General features: G+C 72.9%; 14 protein-coding genes. 2 read left to right on the top strand and 12 right to left on the bottom strand.

Annotated features, from left to right (window positions below; all coding sequences use genetic code 11):
* Positions 1 to 238: 238 nt before the first annotated feature.
* A complete protein-coding gene (locus ACFRMQ_RS24505) occupies positions 239 to 637 on the top strand; it encodes a hypothetical protein (protein WP_380732742.1) in 399 nt (132 codons plus the stop codon).
* Between the two features lie 40 nt (positions 638 to 677).
* Here ACFRMQ_RS24505 and ACFRMQ_RS24500 read toward each other — a convergent pair whose 3' ends face one another.
* From ACFRMQ_RS24500 to ACFRMQ_RS24450, 11 genes are all read right to left on the bottom strand, one after another.
* Positions 678 to 1,289 carry a hypothetical protein gene (locus tag ACFRMQ_RS24500; protein ID WP_380732741.1) on the bottom strand — a complete coding sequence of 204 codons (612 nt, stop codon included), beginning with the start codon at positions 1,287 to 1,289 and terminating at the stop codon, positions 678 to 680.
* Between the two features lie 137 nt (positions 1,290 to 1,426).
* Positions 1,427 to 2,206, bottom strand: coding sequence for an ABC transporter permease (locus tag ACFRMQ_RS24495; RefSeq protein WP_380732740.1), 780 nt, complete (start codon positions 2,204 to 2,206; stop codon positions 1,427 to 1,429).
* On the bottom strand, positions 2,203 to 3,183 hold the full coding sequence (locus ACFRMQ_RS24490; protein ID WP_380732739.1) for an ATP-binding cassette domain-containing protein: 981 nt from the start codon (positions 3,181 to 3,183) through the stop codon (positions 2,203 to 2,205). Before ACFRMQ_RS24490 ends, ACFRMQ_RS24495 begins: the two co-directional genes overlap by 4 nt.
* A complete protein-coding gene (locus ACFRMQ_RS24485) occupies positions 3,183 to 4,022 on the bottom strand; it encodes a DUF4097 domain-containing protein (protein ID WP_380732738.1) in 840 nt (279 codons plus the stop codon). Before ACFRMQ_RS24485 ends, ACFRMQ_RS24490 begins: the two co-directional genes overlap by 1 nt.
* A 116-nt stretch (positions 4,023 to 4,138) precedes the next feature.
* The gene (locus ACFRMQ_RS24480; RefSeq protein WP_380732737.1) at positions 4,139 to 4,714 is read right to left on the bottom strand and encodes a toxin-antitoxin system HicB family antitoxin; all 576 of its coding nucleotides are present in this window, start codon (positions 4,712 to 4,714) and stop codon (positions 4,139 to 4,141) included.
* 165 nt (positions 4,715 to 4,879) lie between these two features.
* Positions 4,880 to 5,920 carry an adenosine deaminase gene (locus tag ACFRMQ_RS24475; protein ID WP_380732744.1) on the bottom strand — a complete coding sequence of 347 codons (1,041 nt, stop codon included), beginning with the start codon at positions 5,918 to 5,920 and terminating at the stop codon, positions 4,880 to 4,882.
* A 189-nt stretch (positions 5,921 to 6,109) separates the two neighbouring features.
* Positions 6,110 to 7,405 (bottom strand): DUF445 domain-containing protein, encoded by a 1,296-nt coding sequence (locus ACFRMQ_RS24470; RefSeq protein ID WP_380732736.1) that lies wholly within the window; start codon positions 7,403 to 7,405, stop codon positions 6,110 to 6,112.
* Between the two features lie 224 nt (positions 7,406 to 7,629).
* Positions 7,630 to 8,925, bottom strand: coding sequence for a nucleotide sugar dehydrogenase (locus ACFRMQ_RS24465; protein WP_380732743.1), 1,296 nt, complete (start codon positions 8,923 to 8,925; stop codon positions 7,630 to 7,632).
* A gap of 203 nt (positions 8,926 to 9,128) precedes the next feature.
* Positions 9,129 to 10,091, bottom strand: coding sequence for an ATP-binding cassette domain-containing protein (locus ACFRMQ_RS24460; RefSeq protein ID WP_380732735.1), 963 nt, complete (start codon positions 10,089 to 10,091; stop codon positions 9,129 to 9,131).
* A gap of 41 nt (positions 10,092 to 10,132) precedes the next feature.
* Complete coding sequence (locus tag ACFRMQ_RS24455; protein ID WP_380732734.1) at positions 10,133 to 11,020, bottom strand: ABC transporter permease; 888 nt, start codon at positions 11,018 to 11,020, stop codon at positions 10,133 to 10,135.
* Positions 11,013 to 11,810 (bottom strand): ABC transporter permease, encoded by a 798-nt coding sequence (locus tag ACFRMQ_RS24450; protein ID WP_380732733.1) that lies wholly within the window; start codon positions 11,808 to 11,810, stop codon positions 11,013 to 11,015. The genes ACFRMQ_RS24455 and ACFRMQ_RS24450 overlap by 8 nt, the downstream gene beginning before the upstream one ends.
* A gap of 223 nt (positions 11,811 to 12,033) precedes the next feature.
* Here ACFRMQ_RS24450 and ACFRMQ_RS24445 point away from each other — a divergent pair, with 223 nt between their 5' ends.
* On the top strand, positions 12,034 to 14,349 hold the full coding sequence (locus ACFRMQ_RS24445; protein ID WP_380732732.1) for a transglycosylase domain-containing protein: 2,316 nt from the start codon (positions 12,034 to 12,036) through the stop codon (positions 14,347 to 14,349).
* A gap of 61 nt (positions 14,350 to 14,410) precedes the next feature.
* Here the strand turns inward: ACFRMQ_RS24445 and ACFRMQ_RS24440 are convergent, their stop codons facing one another.
* Positions 14,411 to 15,580, bottom strand: coding sequence for a winged helix DNA-binding domain-containing protein (locus tag ACFRMQ_RS24440; RefSeq protein WP_380732731.1), 1,170 nt, complete (start codon positions 15,578 to 15,580; stop codon positions 14,411 to 14,413).
* Between the last annotated feature and the right edge of the window lie 194 nt (positions 15,581 to 15,774).

Here is a 15,774-nt window from a genome sequence, read left to right as displayed (position 1 = left end):
GCCCGGCACCTCCCCAGGTGCCGGGCCCTTACGCGTTCCGTAGCTCAGGGCGGGCGCCAATCACATTGAAGCAAAATCGGGAAAAGGCCTGATCTCATCCTCACCGAATCCCCCGAGCGGAAGCCGGTTTTCCGCCTCCAGGCACCGGGGTAAGGCCGAGACGTTCGCGCCCCGACCGTTCCGTTCTCCTCATCCCGGGGCGCATCCTCGACGCTTTCCGATCGAAAGGGACCCCCTCATGCACAGGAGCCTTCGGAACGCCTTCGCCACCGTCCTCATGACAGGTGCGCTCACCGCCGCTGCCGCGCCCGCCGCCACGGCCGCCGAACAGGCGCAGTCGACGGCCGGGGTCCAGGCGGAGCTCCGCAACCCGAAGACCATCAAGGTCGCCGACTACAACCAGGCCCGCAACACCCTGATCAACGCCGGCAGCAAGACCGCCTCCAAGTCCCACCCGGCGCACGGCACCAAGGACGTCCCGGTCTCCCACGGCACCAGCCTGCTCGCCGAGGCCCGCGACGAGTTCCGGGCCGCCGACCGGAGCCTTCCGGCCGACAAGAAGAAGTCCGACATGTCGATCCCGCACTACAACGCCGTCCACAGCGCGGCCAAGACGATGGGCATCGACACCTGGTGATGCCCCGCCGTTGACGCGAAGGGCGCGCCCCTCCCCCGGCTCACGGCGGAGGGGCGTCCCCGTTCCGGGGCAGGGGCAAGTCCCGGGGCTCGCCCAGGCTCCCGTCCGGGAGGACGTCGAAGGCGGTGAGCTTCGTCTCCCGGGTGATCGTGATCAGGTCCGGCCCGGCCCAGTCGACGCGGATGAAGTCCCCCTCCTCCGTGTCCCAGGTACCCATGCTCCAGTGGCGGGCGGACCAGCCGGTACCGGACACCAGCTCCACCCGGTAGATCGGGTCGATCGAGAAGGCGATGTTGGTGACGGTCAGCACCCGGTCCGGGTGACCCGGGCCGGGCCGCCGCTCGGCCTGGCCCTCGCCGCCGAAGATGTACGCCAACGCGCCGACCATCGCCCCGACGGCGATGAGCGGCGACACTACGGCCGCGCAGCCGATCTGCGCCCACCGGGTGCGGAACTCGAACTGGGCCACCGCCGAGGCCACGGCCAGCGCGATCGACGTCCCGAGCAGCAGCACCGGGTGGTTCAGCAGCCGTTCCACCTCGACCAGCCCGCCCTGGCGGGACGAGAGGTAGCCCGGGAGGTACACCAGGAAGGCCGCCAGTGCCGCGCCCCGGAGCCACCACACGACCTTCTGGCGGCGCGTCACTGCCATTTGCTCCCCCCGGAGTTGCCTTTTGCCGGGACTTTACTACGGAGCTGCCGGGCAGCCGGACGACGGTCTCCCCGCTGTCCGAACCGCCCGGCACACCACCGGCCGCACCCCCGTCGCCGCCGGTGGGGGCTCTCCCGTCACCGCCGGTAGAAGACGCTCCGCGACCAGAAGTAGCCGATCAGCGTCAGCGCCGTGCACCAGGCCAGGGCGCTCCAGGCGCTGGTGCCGATCCCGGTGCCCATCAGCAGCCCGCGCAGGGTCTCGATCATGGGAGTGAAGGGCTGGTACTCGGCGAACCAGCGCATGGCCGCCGGCATCGAGTCGGTGGGCACGATGGCACTACCGATGAAGGGCAGGAACTGCAGGGGCATCGGCATGTTGCTGGCGCTCTCGACCGTCTTCGCCACCAGGCCGATGCCTGCGGATATCCAGGTCAGGGCGATGGTGAGGAAGAGCAGCAGGCCCATGGCGGCCAGCCACTCCACCGGCCCGGCGTTCGGCCGGAAGCCCATCGCGAGGGCCGCGCCGATCACCAGCACCAGGCCGATCATCGTCTGGATGACGCTGCCCACCACATGCCCCGCCAGGAAGGCGGAGCGCGATATCGCCATCGTGCGGAAGCGGTTGACGATCCCCTCGGTCATGTCGGTGCAGATGCCGATCGCGGTGACCAGCGACCCGGAGGTCGCCGCCATCAGCACGATGCCCGGCGTGACGTAGTCGATGTAGTGGCCGCCGCCGATGCCGGCTCCCAGCGTGCTGCCGTAGGCGTAGTTGAACAGCAGCAGCATCATGACCGGCATCACCACGACCGCGAAGGTCAGCGACGGGTACCGCAGCGCGTGCTTGAGGTTGCGGCGCAGCATGGTCAGTGAGTCGCTCAGTGCGTGGCCGGTCGTGCCCGTGGCGATGCTCATCGCGCGCCCTCCCCGGTCAGCTGGAGGAACACGTCGTCCAGATCGGCCGTCTCGACGACCAACGACTCGGCCGGGACGGACGCGTTGTCGAGCGCGTCCAGGACGGCCTTCACGGTGAGGACGGAGTTGTCCCCCGGAATGTCCAGCCGCAGTGCCTCGGTGTCGGCCTTGGCGTGCTCGAACAGGGCCGCGGCGGTGGCCAGTCGGGCGGTGTCCGCGAACCGCAGGCGGATCCACCCGCCGGGAACGATCCGTTTCAGTTCCTCGGCGGTGCCCTCGGCGACGATCCGGCCCCCGTCCAGGACGGCTATCCGGTCGGCGAGTTGGTCGGCCTCCTCCAGGTACTGGGTGGTGAGGAAGATCGTCACCCCCTGATCGGCGACCAGGCTCCGGATGATCTCCCACATGGTGCGCCGGCTGCGCGGGTCCAGCCCGGTGGTCGGCTCGTCCAGGAAGATCACCTCCGGGTCCCCGACCAGTGTCATCGCGAGGTCGAGCTTGCGCCGCATCCCGCCGGAGAAGGTGGCGACGGCCTGACGGGAGGCCTCGGTGAGGTCGAACCGCCGCATCAGCTCCTCTGCCCGCCTCCGCCCCTCCCGACGGCGGAGGTGGTTGAGGTCGGCCATCAGCAGCAGGTTCTCCTCGGCGGTCAGCAGGTTGTCCACGGCCGAGAACTGGCCCGTCACCCCGATCGCCTTCCGCACCCCGGCGGCCGAGCGTTCGACGTCGTGACCGGCCACGCGGGCCGTCCCACCGTCGGCGGGGATCAGGGTGGAGAGGATCTGCACGGTGGTGGTCTTGCCGGCGCCGTTGGGCCCGAGCAGGGCGAACACGCTGCCCGCCGGAATCTCCAGGTCGACGCCCTTCAGGACCGCCTTGTCGGCGTAGGACTTGGTGAGCCCCGTGGCCGAGATCGCCGAGATCACCGAGATCACCGGGGCCGCCGGGACCGCCGGGACCGCCGGGACCGCCGCCATCAGGCCCTCCGGACGATGACGTTGCCGACCTGGGTGTGGCCGTGGACCTCGACCGTCTCGACGGCGTCGCCCGGGCCCTGGGTGGGACCGAGGTCGTTGCGGACGCCGCCGACCTTGCTGTGCACGTCGAGCCAGGCCGCGGTGCCCTCGGCGATGCCGACCTCGACGTCCCCCACGTTGGTCTGGAGGGTGACCTTGCCGCGGGCCACCCGGCCGACCCGGATGTGACCGTGCGCCGTCTTGGCGTCCACGTCCCCCTCGGCGGAACCGACGTGGATCCGGCCGTTGGAGGAGTTGGCGCGCAGCGCGCCGCGCACCTCCTCGACCTCGGTGTCGCCGTTGCTGTTCTTGACCGTCAGCCGGCCGCCGACGGAGCCGATCTCGATCCGGCCGACGCCCGTCACCTCGGCGTCCCAGGCCGTGCCCCCGAGCCGGACGTCTCCGAAGCCGCTGTCCAGCCGGGCGCTGTCGGCGTGCTCGACCTGGATGCGGCCGAGCGAGGTCTTCAGCCGGCAGGCGCCGAGCGGGCCCTCGGTGACGAACTCGGCCATCGGGGACTCACTGTGGACCTCGGAGCCGACCGGCAGCTCGACCAGGACCTCGATCGAGCCCTTCTTGCTGGTGAAGACCGAGCGCTGCTTGGGGGCCTTGATGCCGAGCCGCCCGGCGGAGAAGTCGACCTGGGTCTGCTCGGCGGCCCTGACGTCCGCCTCCTTGGCCGGGTTGGCGGGCCGGACCTCGACCACGGCGTCGGTGCGCTTGCTCGCCTTGATCCAGACCGAGCCGATGTCGAATTCGAGGATGGCGGAGATCGGTCCGTCGGTCTCGTACGTAGGCATGGCTGTCCCGTCCTCTTGACTCGTGTGGGTGTTCCCGCTGGTCGGAGCGGGGGTGACGTCGAAGGTGCAGAAGGTGGTGCGGGCGGTGCTACGCGTGCGGGCGTCGAGCGCCCTGGCTAGTGGACCCAGCCGGTGAAGCTCTGGCCGCCGAGGGTGCGCGGGACCCGGGTGCCCGGATCGGCGGCCGGGCGGCGGGCCGGTTCGGCGCCCTCCAGCGCGCCGGCCACGGCCCGGACCAGCCAAGCGTTGAGCGAGAGGCCGGCCTCGCCGGCGGCCTCCTCGGCCCGGGCCTTGAGCTGGGCGGGCAGGCGCAGGTTGATCCGGGCCGTCTCGTCCGACTCCGATGCCGCCGAGAACGCCAGCCCGGACACCGATGGCACCACGGGTGGCACCACTGGGGCCGGCTGTGGCGCCACCGGCGGCAGATCGCCGTGGAAGGCGCCCGAGCCGGGCGGCGCCGTGACCACGAACTCCGGATCGACGCCGCGCAGCCGGACGTCCACCGAGCCGGGGGCGAGGTCGCGGGTGACCTCACCCATGGCGGCCGAGAGCGCGTTGAGCAGGGTGAGCCGCACGGCCGACTCCAGCGGGAGCGTCAGCCGTTCGGCCAGCGCGCGGGCTTCGTCGCCCCCGGTGGCGGCGGCCACCGCGAGCTCGTTCCGGAGGTTTTCGACGTACGGCGTGAGGTCCATGCCCGAAAGCATGGCACAGTCATGGTGCCACGTCGAGCCATTTGTGGCACCACTTTGGCACCACCACTCGGGCGGAGTGGGCCCTGACAACGGAACCGCCCCGCCGACCGAGGTCGACGGGGCGGTTCACCAGGGGAAACGCGGTGATGAGCGGGGCTCCGGGGGCTACGCCCGCCGCCAGCCCGCCAGGTAGGCGTCGATCTCCCCGGCCAGTCGGCTCTTGCCCGCCCCGTCCAGGAAGGAGGCCTCGACGGCGTTGCGGGCCAGCCCCGCCACCCCCGCCTCGTCCAGGCCCAGCAGTCGCGCCGCCACCACGTACTCGGTGTTGAGGTCGGTGCCGAACATCGGCGGGTCGTCGCTGTTGACCGTCACCAGCAGCCCGGCGTCCACCATTCGCTTGATCGGGTGGTCCTCGATCCGCTCCACGGCCCGGGTCGCGATGTTGGAGGTCGGGCAGACCTCCAGCGGGATGCGGTGCTCGCCCAGGTAATCGAGCAGCGCCGGGTCCTTCACCGCCTGGGTGCCGTGCCCGATGCGCTCGGCACCGAGCTCCCGGATCGCGTCCCAGACCGTCTCCGGGCCGGTGGTCTCGCCCGCGTGCGGGACACTGCGCAGGCCGGCCGCCCGGGCCCGGTCGAAGTACGGCTTGAACTGCGGGCGCGGCACACCGATCTCCGGACCGCCCAGGCCGAAGCTGACCAGGCCCTCGGGGGCCAGCTCGGTGGCCAGCCGGGCGGTCACCTCGGCCGACTCCAGCCCGGCCTCGCCGGGGATGTCGAAGCACCAGCGCAGCACCACGCCGAGCTCCTTCTCGGCGCGCAGCCGGGCGTCCTCGATCGCCTCCATGAAGGCGACCTCGGGGATGCCCCGCTTGACCGAGGAGTACGGGGTGATGGTCAGCTCGGCGTACCGGATGTTCTGCCGGGCCATGTCCTCGGCCACGCCGTAGGTGAGCGCGCGGACGTCCTCCGCGTCCCGGACCAGGTCCACGACGCTCAGGTAGACGTCGATGAAGTGCGCGAAGTCGGTGAAGGTGAAGTACTCGGCGAGCGCCTCCGGGTCGGTCGGCACCTTGGAGTTGCCGGCGTGCCGGGCGGCCAGCTCGGCGACGACGCGCGGCGAGGCCGAGCCGACGTGGTGGACGTGCAGCTCCGCCTTGGGCATCCCGGCGATGAACGCCTCGATGCTCCGCTCGGCGGGCTCGATCCGACTGACGCTGGGGCCGATCCGACTTCCGTCCGGCTGGACCACGGTGGTTCCCTTCTTCCTTCTCCGTGCTTCTACGCGCGTATCGCGGAGTTCGGCCCAGGATAGGCCCAAGCCGGACCCGACGTACCCGGATCAGCCGCCGTACCGGGATCGACCCCCGTACCGGGATCAGCCCCCGTACCGGCGTCATCCCCCGAGCGCGACCGCCACCGTGTGGATCAGCAGCCCGGCCAGGGCGCCGACCACGGTGCCGTTGATGCGGATGAACTGGAGGTCGCGGCCGACGTTGGCCTCGATCTTGCGGGAGGCCTCGTCGGCGTCCCAGCCCGCCACCGTCTCGGAGATCAGCGAGGTGATCTCGGTGCGGTAGGTGTCCACCAGGTACTGGGCGGCGTCCTGGAGCCAGCCGTCCGCCTTGGCCTGGAGCTTGGGGTCGGTGGCCAGGCGCTCGCCGAAGCGGCGCACGCCGTCGCGGATGCGCCGGCGCAGCTCGCTGTCCTCGTCCTCGGCCGCCCCCATCACCAGGGTGCGCACGGCCGCCCAGGTGGAGTTGATCAGGTCCTGCACCTCGGGGCGGGCCAGCAGTTCGCCCTTGGCGCGCTCGACGCGGGCGATGGTCTCCGGGTCGGTCTGCAGCTCGGTCGCGAAGTCGGCGAGGAAGTTGTCGATCGCGCCGCGGGCCGGGTGGTCCTGGTCGTCCCGGATCTCGGTGACGAAGCGCATCAGCTCCTTGTAGACCCGCTCGCCGACCTGCTGGTCGAGGAACCGGGGCGTCCAGCCCGGGGTCTTCTGGGTGACCTTGCGCACGACCTCCTCGTGGTTGGCGGTCAGCCAGCCGTGCGCGCGGACCGCGACCAGGTCCACCACCCCGTGGTGCCCGCCGTCCGCGACCACCTTGCCGAGCATCCGGCCCATCGGCTCGGCCACCGAGGTGGCGGCGGCCCGCCTGGTCACCGCCTCGGCGACGACCGCCCGCACGTCGTCGTCGCGCAGCACCGCGAGCAGGCCGCGCAGCGCCGCCGAGGCCTCCTTGGTGACCCGCTCGGCGCTGCCCGGCGCGGCCAGCCACTCCCCCAGCCGGCGGCCGATGCCGAGCGCCGCGAGGCGGCCGCGCACCACGTGCCCGGAGAGGAAGTTCTCGCCGACGAAGTCGCCGAGCGAGCGGCCGAAGGCGTCCTTCTTGGTCGGGATGATCGCGGTGTGCGGGATCGGCAGGCCGAAGGGGCGGCGGAACAGCGCGGTCACCGCGAACCAGTCGGCCAGCGCGCCGACCATGCCCGCCTCGGCGGCGGCCGCGACGTACCCCGCCCAGGGGCCGGCACCGGCCGCCTTGGCCCAGGTGGAGAGGGCGAAGACCAGGGTCGCGAAGGCCAGCAGGCCGGTCGCGATGGTCTTCATCCGGCGGACGCCGCGGCTCTTCCGCTCGTCGGCCGCGGTGAACCGGACCCCGGGGCCGGTTCCGCTGAAGGCTTCGTCACTCACCCCGCCAGTCTGCCCGCTGACCGGCGCGAACGGAGGCGCGGCCCACGATCACGCGCCCCCGGGGGGCTCCACACGACGGGCGGGCGGCGGCCAGGCGGCGGACGGGCCCGGTTTCACGCCGTGCCCGGCCCGCTCACACCCCGCCCGCGCGCCCGCCCCTCACGCCCCTCACGCCCCGGCCGGCAGCATCCGCCCTCACACCCCGGCCGGCGGCATCCACCCCCTCACGCCCCGCCCAGCACCATCCGCCGTTCCTCCGCGCCCGCCCAGCGCTCCGGGTCCGTACACCGCCGCCCGTCCAGCAGCACCCGCACCCCCGGCAGGTCCGCCGGCGTCAGATCCCGGTACTCCGGGTGGTCGGCCTGGAGCACCGCCGCCACCACCGGCTCCCCGCCGTACGGCGGCAGCCCGAGCGCCGCCAGTTCCTCCGCCTCGTACAACGGGTCGCTGACGTACGGCCGCGCGCCCGCCGACCGCACCGCCTCGACCAGCGGGAACACCCCGGAGTGGGCCGTCTCCTTGACCCCGCCGCGGTACGCCGCGCCGAGCACCAGCACGCCCTGCCCGGCGATCCCCCCAGGCACCGCCCCCGCCAGCACGCCCACCGCGTACCCGGGCACCGCCAGGTTCGCCTCGCGCGCCGCCCGGACCACCGTCGCGCCCGGGTCGTTCCACAGGTAGAGCCGCGGGTACACCGGGAGACAGGGCCCGCCGACCGCGATGCCCGGCCGGTGCAGGTGGCTGTGCGGCTGCGAGTTGCAGGCCGCGGCGACCTCCGCGAAGTCCACCCCGACCTCGTCCGCGTACCGGGCGAACTGGTTGGCCAGCGCGATGTTGACGTCCCGGTACGTGGTCTCGGCGAGCTTGCTGAACTCGGCCGCCTCCAGCGAGGCCAGCTCCCAGACGCCGTTGGGGCGGGGCAGGTCCGGGCGGGGGTCGAAGTCCAGCACCTCCCGGTAGAACTCGGCGCCGCCGCGGGTGGAAGCACGGTCGAGGCCGCCGACCAGCTTGGGGTGGCGCCGCAGGTCGGCGAGGACCCGTCCGGCGCTCACCCGCTCCGGGCTGAACACCAGCGCGAAGTCGGCCCCGGCGGCGAGCCCCGACCCGGCCGCCAGCCGGGGCGCCCAGCGCTCCCGGGTGGTGCCGACCGGCAGGGTGGTCTCGTAGCTGACCAGGGTGCCCCGGCGCAGCCCGGCCGCGACGGCGTCGGTGGCCGCGTCGAGCAGGGCGAAGTCCGGACTGCCGTCGGCGGCGGTGACCAGCGGGACGGCCAGCACGACGGCCTCGGCGCGGGCCACCGCGGCCGTGGTGTCGGTGGTGGCCCGCAGCAGGCCCTCGGTGACGACCCGCTTGAGCGCCTCGTCCAGGCCCTCCTCCCGGGGGAACGGCGGCACGCCCCGGTTGACGCCGTCCACCACGCCGGGCGCGGTGTCCGCGCCGGTCACCCGGTGGCCCCCCAGGGCGATCCGCACCGCCAGCGGCAGGCCCACCCTGCCCAGTCCGACCACGCAGACGTCCAGGCTCATCCCCGTCCTCCGGTTCCGGTCTCGGTGAGTGACGATTGATCAACTCGTGGTGAAGCGTCGAGGTAACGATCACCACTCGCACCGGCTAAGGGGACCGGAACGCACTCCCGGCCATCGCATGGGCGTGCGACAGCCGGAAGCGCGATGGCCGGGAACACGACGGCCGGAAGCGCGACTCGCGGAGGCGGCCCCGGAGGTCAGCCGATCGCGACCTCCGCGTACATCCGGGCGATCACGTCCTCGATGGCCGGCTCGCGCACCGAGAGGTCCACCAGCGGGTAGCGGGCGGCGACGGCGGCGACGATCGGCGCGGCGCTGTCCTGCGCCGGGAAGGCCAGCCACTGGCGCGGCCCCTCGACCCTGGTGACCCGGGCCCCGGGCACCTCGACCGGGTGGGCGAGTTCCTCCGCGAGGTCCACCACCAGCGTCCGCTCGCTGCGGCCGGTGGCGTGCAGGCCGTCCAGCCCGCCGTCGTACACCAGGCGGCCGTGGTCGATCACCATCACCCGGCCGCAGAGCTGTTCGATGTCGGTCAGGTCGTGGGTGGTGAGCAGCACGGTGGTGCCGCGGTCCCGGTTGACCTCGCGCAGGAACTCGCGCACCCTGCCCTTGCTGACCACGTCCAGGCCGATGGTCGGCTCGTCCAGGTAGAGCACCTGGGGGTCGTGCAGCAGCGCCGCCGCGAGGTCGCCGCGCATCCGCTGGCCAAGTGAGAGCTGGCGCACCGGGGTGTCCAGCAGGGCGCCCAGGTCGAGCAGTTCGACGCAGCGGCCGAGGTTCTCGCGGTACCGGGCGTCGGGGATGCGGTAGATCCGGCGGGCGAGTTCGAAGGAGTCGCGCAGCGGCAGGTCCCACCAGAGGGTGGTGCGCTGCCCGAAGACGACGCCGATCCGGCGGGCCAGCGCGACGCGTTCGCGAGCCGGGTCGACGCCGGCCACCCGCAGCCGTCCGGAGCTGGGGACGAGGATGCCGGTGAGCATCTTGATGGTGGTGGACTTGCCGGCGCCGTTGGGCCCGATGTAGCCGACGCACTCGCCGGCCTCGACGGTGAAGCCGAGCCCGTCCACCGCGCGGACCTCGCGTTTGACCCGGCTGAACCGGCCGGTGCGGGCCCGTACGGTGAAGGTGCGGTGGACGTCCTGGAGTTCGATCAGTGCCATGGGTGCTCCTTCTGGAGTGGGGAGGGATCGGTGGGGAGGGCTCAGCTGCCGGTGCCGCGGTAGGCGCGCAGCCCGGCGCGCCAGGCGAGGCCGGCGGCGAGGACGCAGACCGCGGCGGCGACCGGAGAGGCGAACTGGAAGGCGGCGGGCAGGCCGAGCGGGTCGGGCCGGTCGAGGATGCGCAGCGTGGGCAGCCAGTTGACGAAGGCCAGCGGGACGCCGAAGACCGCCCCGGCGACCAGTTCCTTGGCGAAGATGGTCGGCGGGTAGTGCAGCAGGGTCGCGCCGCCGTAGGTGAAGGAGTTCTGGAGTTCCTTGGACTCGCCCCACCAGAACTGGACGGTGGCGCCGCCGACGAAGATCGCGCAGAAGATGACGGTGCCGCAGACCAGCAGCACGGGCACCAGCAGCACCCGGTCCCAGGTCCAGTGCACGTCCAGCGCGGCCAGCGACCAGACCAGCACCACCACGGCCTGGAGCGGGCGGCCGATCCGGCGCAGCGAGAAGCGTTCGGCGCACAGCTGGGCGAGCGCGGGCGCGGGCCGGATCAGCATGCTGTCCAGCGATCCGCTGACGATCCGCTCGCCGAGGGCGTCCACCGAGCCGACCGCCATGTTGGCGACGCCGAGCGAGAAGGTGGCGGTGGCGTACAGGAAGGCGATCTCCGGCAGGCTCCAGCCGCCGAGCCGGTCGGTGTGCCGGAACATGATCACCAGCACCACGAAGTCGAGCGAGTGGATGACCAGGCTGGCGGCCAGGTTCAGTGCGAAGGAGGCCCGGTAGGCCATCATCGAGCGCATCCACATCCGGGCGCAGAGCCACCAGGAGCGCAGCGCCCAGGCGGCGCGGGGCACCGGGGCGTCCCGGAGGAAGGGCTCCCCGGCGAAGTCGGCGCCCGGGGAGGGCGGGCGCGTGAGCTGCTCAGCCACCCTGGACCACCACCTTGCGGGTCGCCAGCCACTGGGCGCCCCGGCCGGCGGCGAGCAGCACGGCGGCCCAGCCGAGCTGGAACCCGAGCGTGCCGAGCGCCGCGCCGGCGCCGCGGCGTTCCAGGAAGACGTCGGTGGGGACCTGCACCAGGGCCGACCAGGGCAGCACCCGGCCGAGGTCGCCGAGCCAGCCGGGGAACAGCCCGATCGGCAGCAGCATCCCGGAGAAGAACATCGACACCACCAGCATCACCGAGCGCACCCCCTCCGAGTCGTGCAGCCAGAACCCGGTGATCGAGACCAGGAAGCGAAGCCCGAAGCTGACCACCACCGCGAGCAGGACCGAGCACAGGAACAGCACCCAGGTCAGCGGGTGTTCGGGCAGCCGGATGCGGAACACCAGCGCGCCGACCAGCATCGGCACGGTGCCGCGGACCAGCGCCTGGAAGGCGGCCCGGCCGAGGTCGGAGGCCAGCCACCAGCACTGGAAGTCGACCGGGCGGTAGAGGTCGACGGCGATGTCCCCGCTGCGGAAGCGGGCCTGGAGGTCGTCCTGGAAGCCGCCGCCCCACACCGCGACGGTGACCAGCAGGCTCTGGCTGACCCAGATGTACGTGACGGCCTGGCTCTGGTCGTAGCCGCCGAGGTTGGGGCGGGCCTGCCAGAGGGCGAGGAAGGAGGAGGCCAGGATGATGCCGAAGACGGTGTTGGTGAAGGTGCCGGCCACGGTGGCGGCCCGGTAGGTGGAGTAGCGGCGGAAGGTGCCGCGAGCGACGGCGGCGTAGAGCATATTGTCTCCTTGTCGACAAATATGGGCAGAGAAGAGCGCCCGACGACATCCGCGCACACCCCAGCGGCTCCGACCGTCCGGACCCGGGGGTACCGAGCGGGCGAGCGGAGCTGCGAAAGTGGGTGCGCTATGTGGTTTGCACCTTTCACCGTACCGCCGGCCCCCACCACCCGCACCCGGTTTTTCCCACCTGACCGAACGTCAAATAGCAGATAATCTCGCCATGACCTTGAGCACCCGCCGCCAGGCCAAACGGGCCGCCCGCCGCGCGGCCCGCCGCGCCCTCCCGTTCCGGCGCCGGCTCCTGCCCACCTGGCGGGTCACCCTCGGCACCCTCGCCACCCTGCTGCTGCTCGCCGCCGGCGGCTTCGCCGTGCTCTACGTCATCGTCCCGGTGCCCGACCCCAACGCCCACGCCGTCGCCCAGAACAACATCTACCTCTACGCCGACGGCACCACCGAGATCGCCCGCACCGGCGCCGTCAACCGCACCGACGTCACCATCGGCCAGATCCCGCTCCAGACCCAACAGGCCGTCGTCTCCGCCGAGGACCGCACCTTCTACCAGAACCGCGGCATCGACCTGAAGGGCCTGACCCGGGCCGGCTGGAACACCCTGACCGGCAAGGGCAAACAGGGCGGCTCCACCATCACCCAGCAGTACGTCAAGAACTACTACCTCACCCAGGACCGCACCCTCGAACGCAAGGGCCGCGAACTGCTCATCACCCTCAAGGTCGACCAACAGCTCGACAAGAGCGAGATCCTCGCCGGATACCTCAACAGCAGCTACTACGGCCGCGGCGCCTACGGCATCCAGAGCGCCGCCCACGCCTACTACGGCGTCGACTCCTCCCAGCTCACCCTCGGCCAGGGCGCCTACCTCGCCTCACTGCTCCAGGCCCCCAGCCTCTACGACGTCAGGACCGCCACCCCCGCCAACCGCGAGAAGGCGATCGCCCGCTGGCACTACGCCCTCGACGGCATGGTCCAACTCGGCTTCCTCACCCCCGCCGACCGCACCGCCACCACCTTCCCCGAACCGATCGACCCCAAGCCCGCCACCGGCCTGGCCGGCCAGGCCGGCTACCTGGTCGGCGTCGCCGACGACTACCTCATCTCCTCCGGCACCCTCGACGCCGCCACCCTCAAGTCCGGCGGCTGGCGCATCACCACCACCTTCGACAAACCCCGCCAGGACGCCTTCGCCCGAGCCGTCCAGGAACAGCTCACCGGCGAACTCGACCCCCAGTCCCGCCCCACCACCGACACCGACGTCCGGGTCGCCGGCGCCTCCGTCGAACCCGCCACCGGCCGGGTCGTCGCCGTCTACGGCGGCCCCGACTACGTCAAGCAGCCCTTCAACGACGCGCTGCGCCAGGACAACCAGATCGGCTCCACCTTCAAACCGATCGACCTCGCCGCCGGCCTGATCGCCCAGCACACCGTCGACGGCCGCCCGATCACCACCGAATCCCGCTACGACGGAACCAGCGAACGCCCCGTCACCGGCGGCCCCACCCCCTACGCCCCACCCAACGAGGACGACACCGACTACGGCACCATCACCCTGCGCCAGGCCATGGTGAAGTCCGTCAACTCCGTCTACGCCCAGGAAGGCGTGGACGCCGGACTCGCCCGCGTCCGCGAGACCGCCGTCAAACTCGGCATCCCCGACAGCGTCCGCGGCATGGACCCGGCCAACACCTCGATGACCCTCGGCACCGCCACCCCCAGCGCACTCGACCTGGCCGGCGCCTACGCCACCCTCGCCGCCCACGGCCAGGCGCACACCCCCTGGTCCGTCCTCACGCTCGAACGCGTCAACCCCGGCGGCTCCGTCGACATCCCCAAAATGCCTGAACACAAGGCCACCGAAGCACTCGACCGGCAGATCGCCGACTCCGTCACCGACGTGCTGCGCGACGTCATCAGCCCGCGCGGCACCGGCTCCGCCGCCCTCGACCTGAACCGCCCCGCCGCCGGCAAGACCGGCACCACCGACTCCAACCTCTCCGCCTGGTTCGCCGGCTACACCCCCGAACTCGCCACCACCGTCGGCCTGTTCCGGGAGAACCCGAAGACCCACGCCAAGGAGCCGCTGGCCGGCACCGCCGGATTCACCCGGATCAACGGCGGCGCCTTCCCCACCCGGATCTGGACCGCCTACATGACAGCCGCCCTCGACGGCGCCCCCACCCAGGACTTCGACCTCCAGACCGGACCCGCCGTCCCCACCGGCCCGATCTTCCCCACCGCACCCATGACCACCAGCCCCAGCGCCACCACCACCCCGAGCACCGGCCCCGCCACCGCCGGCCCCGCCCCCACCCAGGCCCCCAGCGCCCCCGCCACCCCCGAAGCACCCGCCACCGGCGCGGCCGGCCCCAGCCCGCAGCCCCCCAAGCCCACCGACCCGGAACAGCCCAGCCCCACCCCGAAGCCCACGCCCCGACCCACCCGGCCCACCGGCGGCGGACCCACCCCCACCGGCGGACCCGCCACCCAGCAGGGCACACCACCCGCCCTCAGTCCCTGAGCCCCTCAGCCCCTCCCTCAGCCCCTCAGCCCACCGCGGCTCCCGAGCCCCCTCAGCCCCCTCAGCCCCTGAGCTCCCGCTCCAGCGGCGTCCGGAACCTGGGCGTCACCCGCACCTCCCCCAACCAGCCCGCCAACCGCTCCGCCTCCACCGCGACGGCCCCCGCCGCCCGCGCCCCGACGTCCCGGAACAGCCGCCACACCACCTCGCCGTCGGCACGCTGCGCCCAGCCGCCCACCACCTCGCCGCACCACCACACCGTCGGCCCGGCGTTGCCCGCCCGGTCGAACAGCACCGGCACGTCCCGCGGCCGCAGGTACCAGTCCCGCCCGCGCCAGCCCATCACCGCCGGATCCAGCGCCGGCAGCAGCGCCGCCCACGGCTCCGGCTCCGCCACCGGCCCCTCGTCCCCCGGCAGCACCAGCGCGGCCGTCCCGTCGGCCAGCGCCACGTCCAGCGCACCGAGGTCCGCCAGCGCCCGGCGGACGTCCCCCAGCGTCCAGCCCGTCCACCACTTCACGTCCTCGACCGTCCCCGGCCCGTACGCCGCCAGCCAGCGCCGCACCACCTCGGCCTTGGCCTCCCGCACCGGCACCTCCGGCCACTGCGGCACCAGCGCCCACGGGTAGCTGCTGCTCAGCCAGGAACCGCGCGGACGGCAGCGGCGCACGTGCCCGTCCGAGGCCAGCAGCCGCAGCAGCCGGCTGCCCACGCTCTGCGCCGCCGCGTACGGCTTGCCCGCCGACATCAGCATCGTCTCGCGCAACTGCGGCACGTCCTCGGCGAGTTCCTTGGTCGTCGCCTCGCCCCGCACGGCCAGCGCGGCCAGCACCTCGCGCTCCGCCCCCGCCAACCGGGCCTCGTCCCAGCCCTCGGCGAAGTCCCGCAGGTGCTTCAGCAGCGTCGCCCGCTCCTTGGCCGCGATCGCCCGAGCCGCCGCCGAACTCACGTACGGGGCGAGGCCCTCCGTCACCGCGAAGATCGTCCGACGCATCGACAGCAGCTTCACCAGCGAGACGTCCTCGTACAGCGCCCGGTCCACCGCCGCCGCCGACGGCTCCGCCAGCCGCGCGCAGGCCGACAGGTACACCGTCGCCGCGTCCGTCGCGTGCAGCCCGACCACCGCGTCGGCCACGTCCTCCACCCGCGCCGCCCGCACCGACGGCGCCAACAACTGCCGCCGGCCCAGCCTGGCCCGACGCTCCCCGTCCCCGATCACCGGCACACTCATGCCGGGACCCTAGCGCCCGCCACCGACAATCCCCGGGCGGCCCGGGCCCGGACCCGGGCCCGAAAACAGCGGTGCCCCCCCCCCGGGGGGGGGGGCCCCGGGGGGGGGAGGCGGCGGCGTAGTACCGCCCGCAAACGTCCACACCCCAGCCACGCGGGCCGAGTGACCACCGCACAGCCGACAACCCCGCGCCC

It is taken from the genome of Kitasatospora sp. NPDC056783, from assembly GCF_042789895.1.
Taxonomy (GTDB): Bacteria; Actinomycetota; Actinomycetes; order Streptomycetales; family Streptomycetaceae; genus Kitasatospora.
This window is presented reverse-complemented; position numbering and strand designations above follow the sequence as displayed.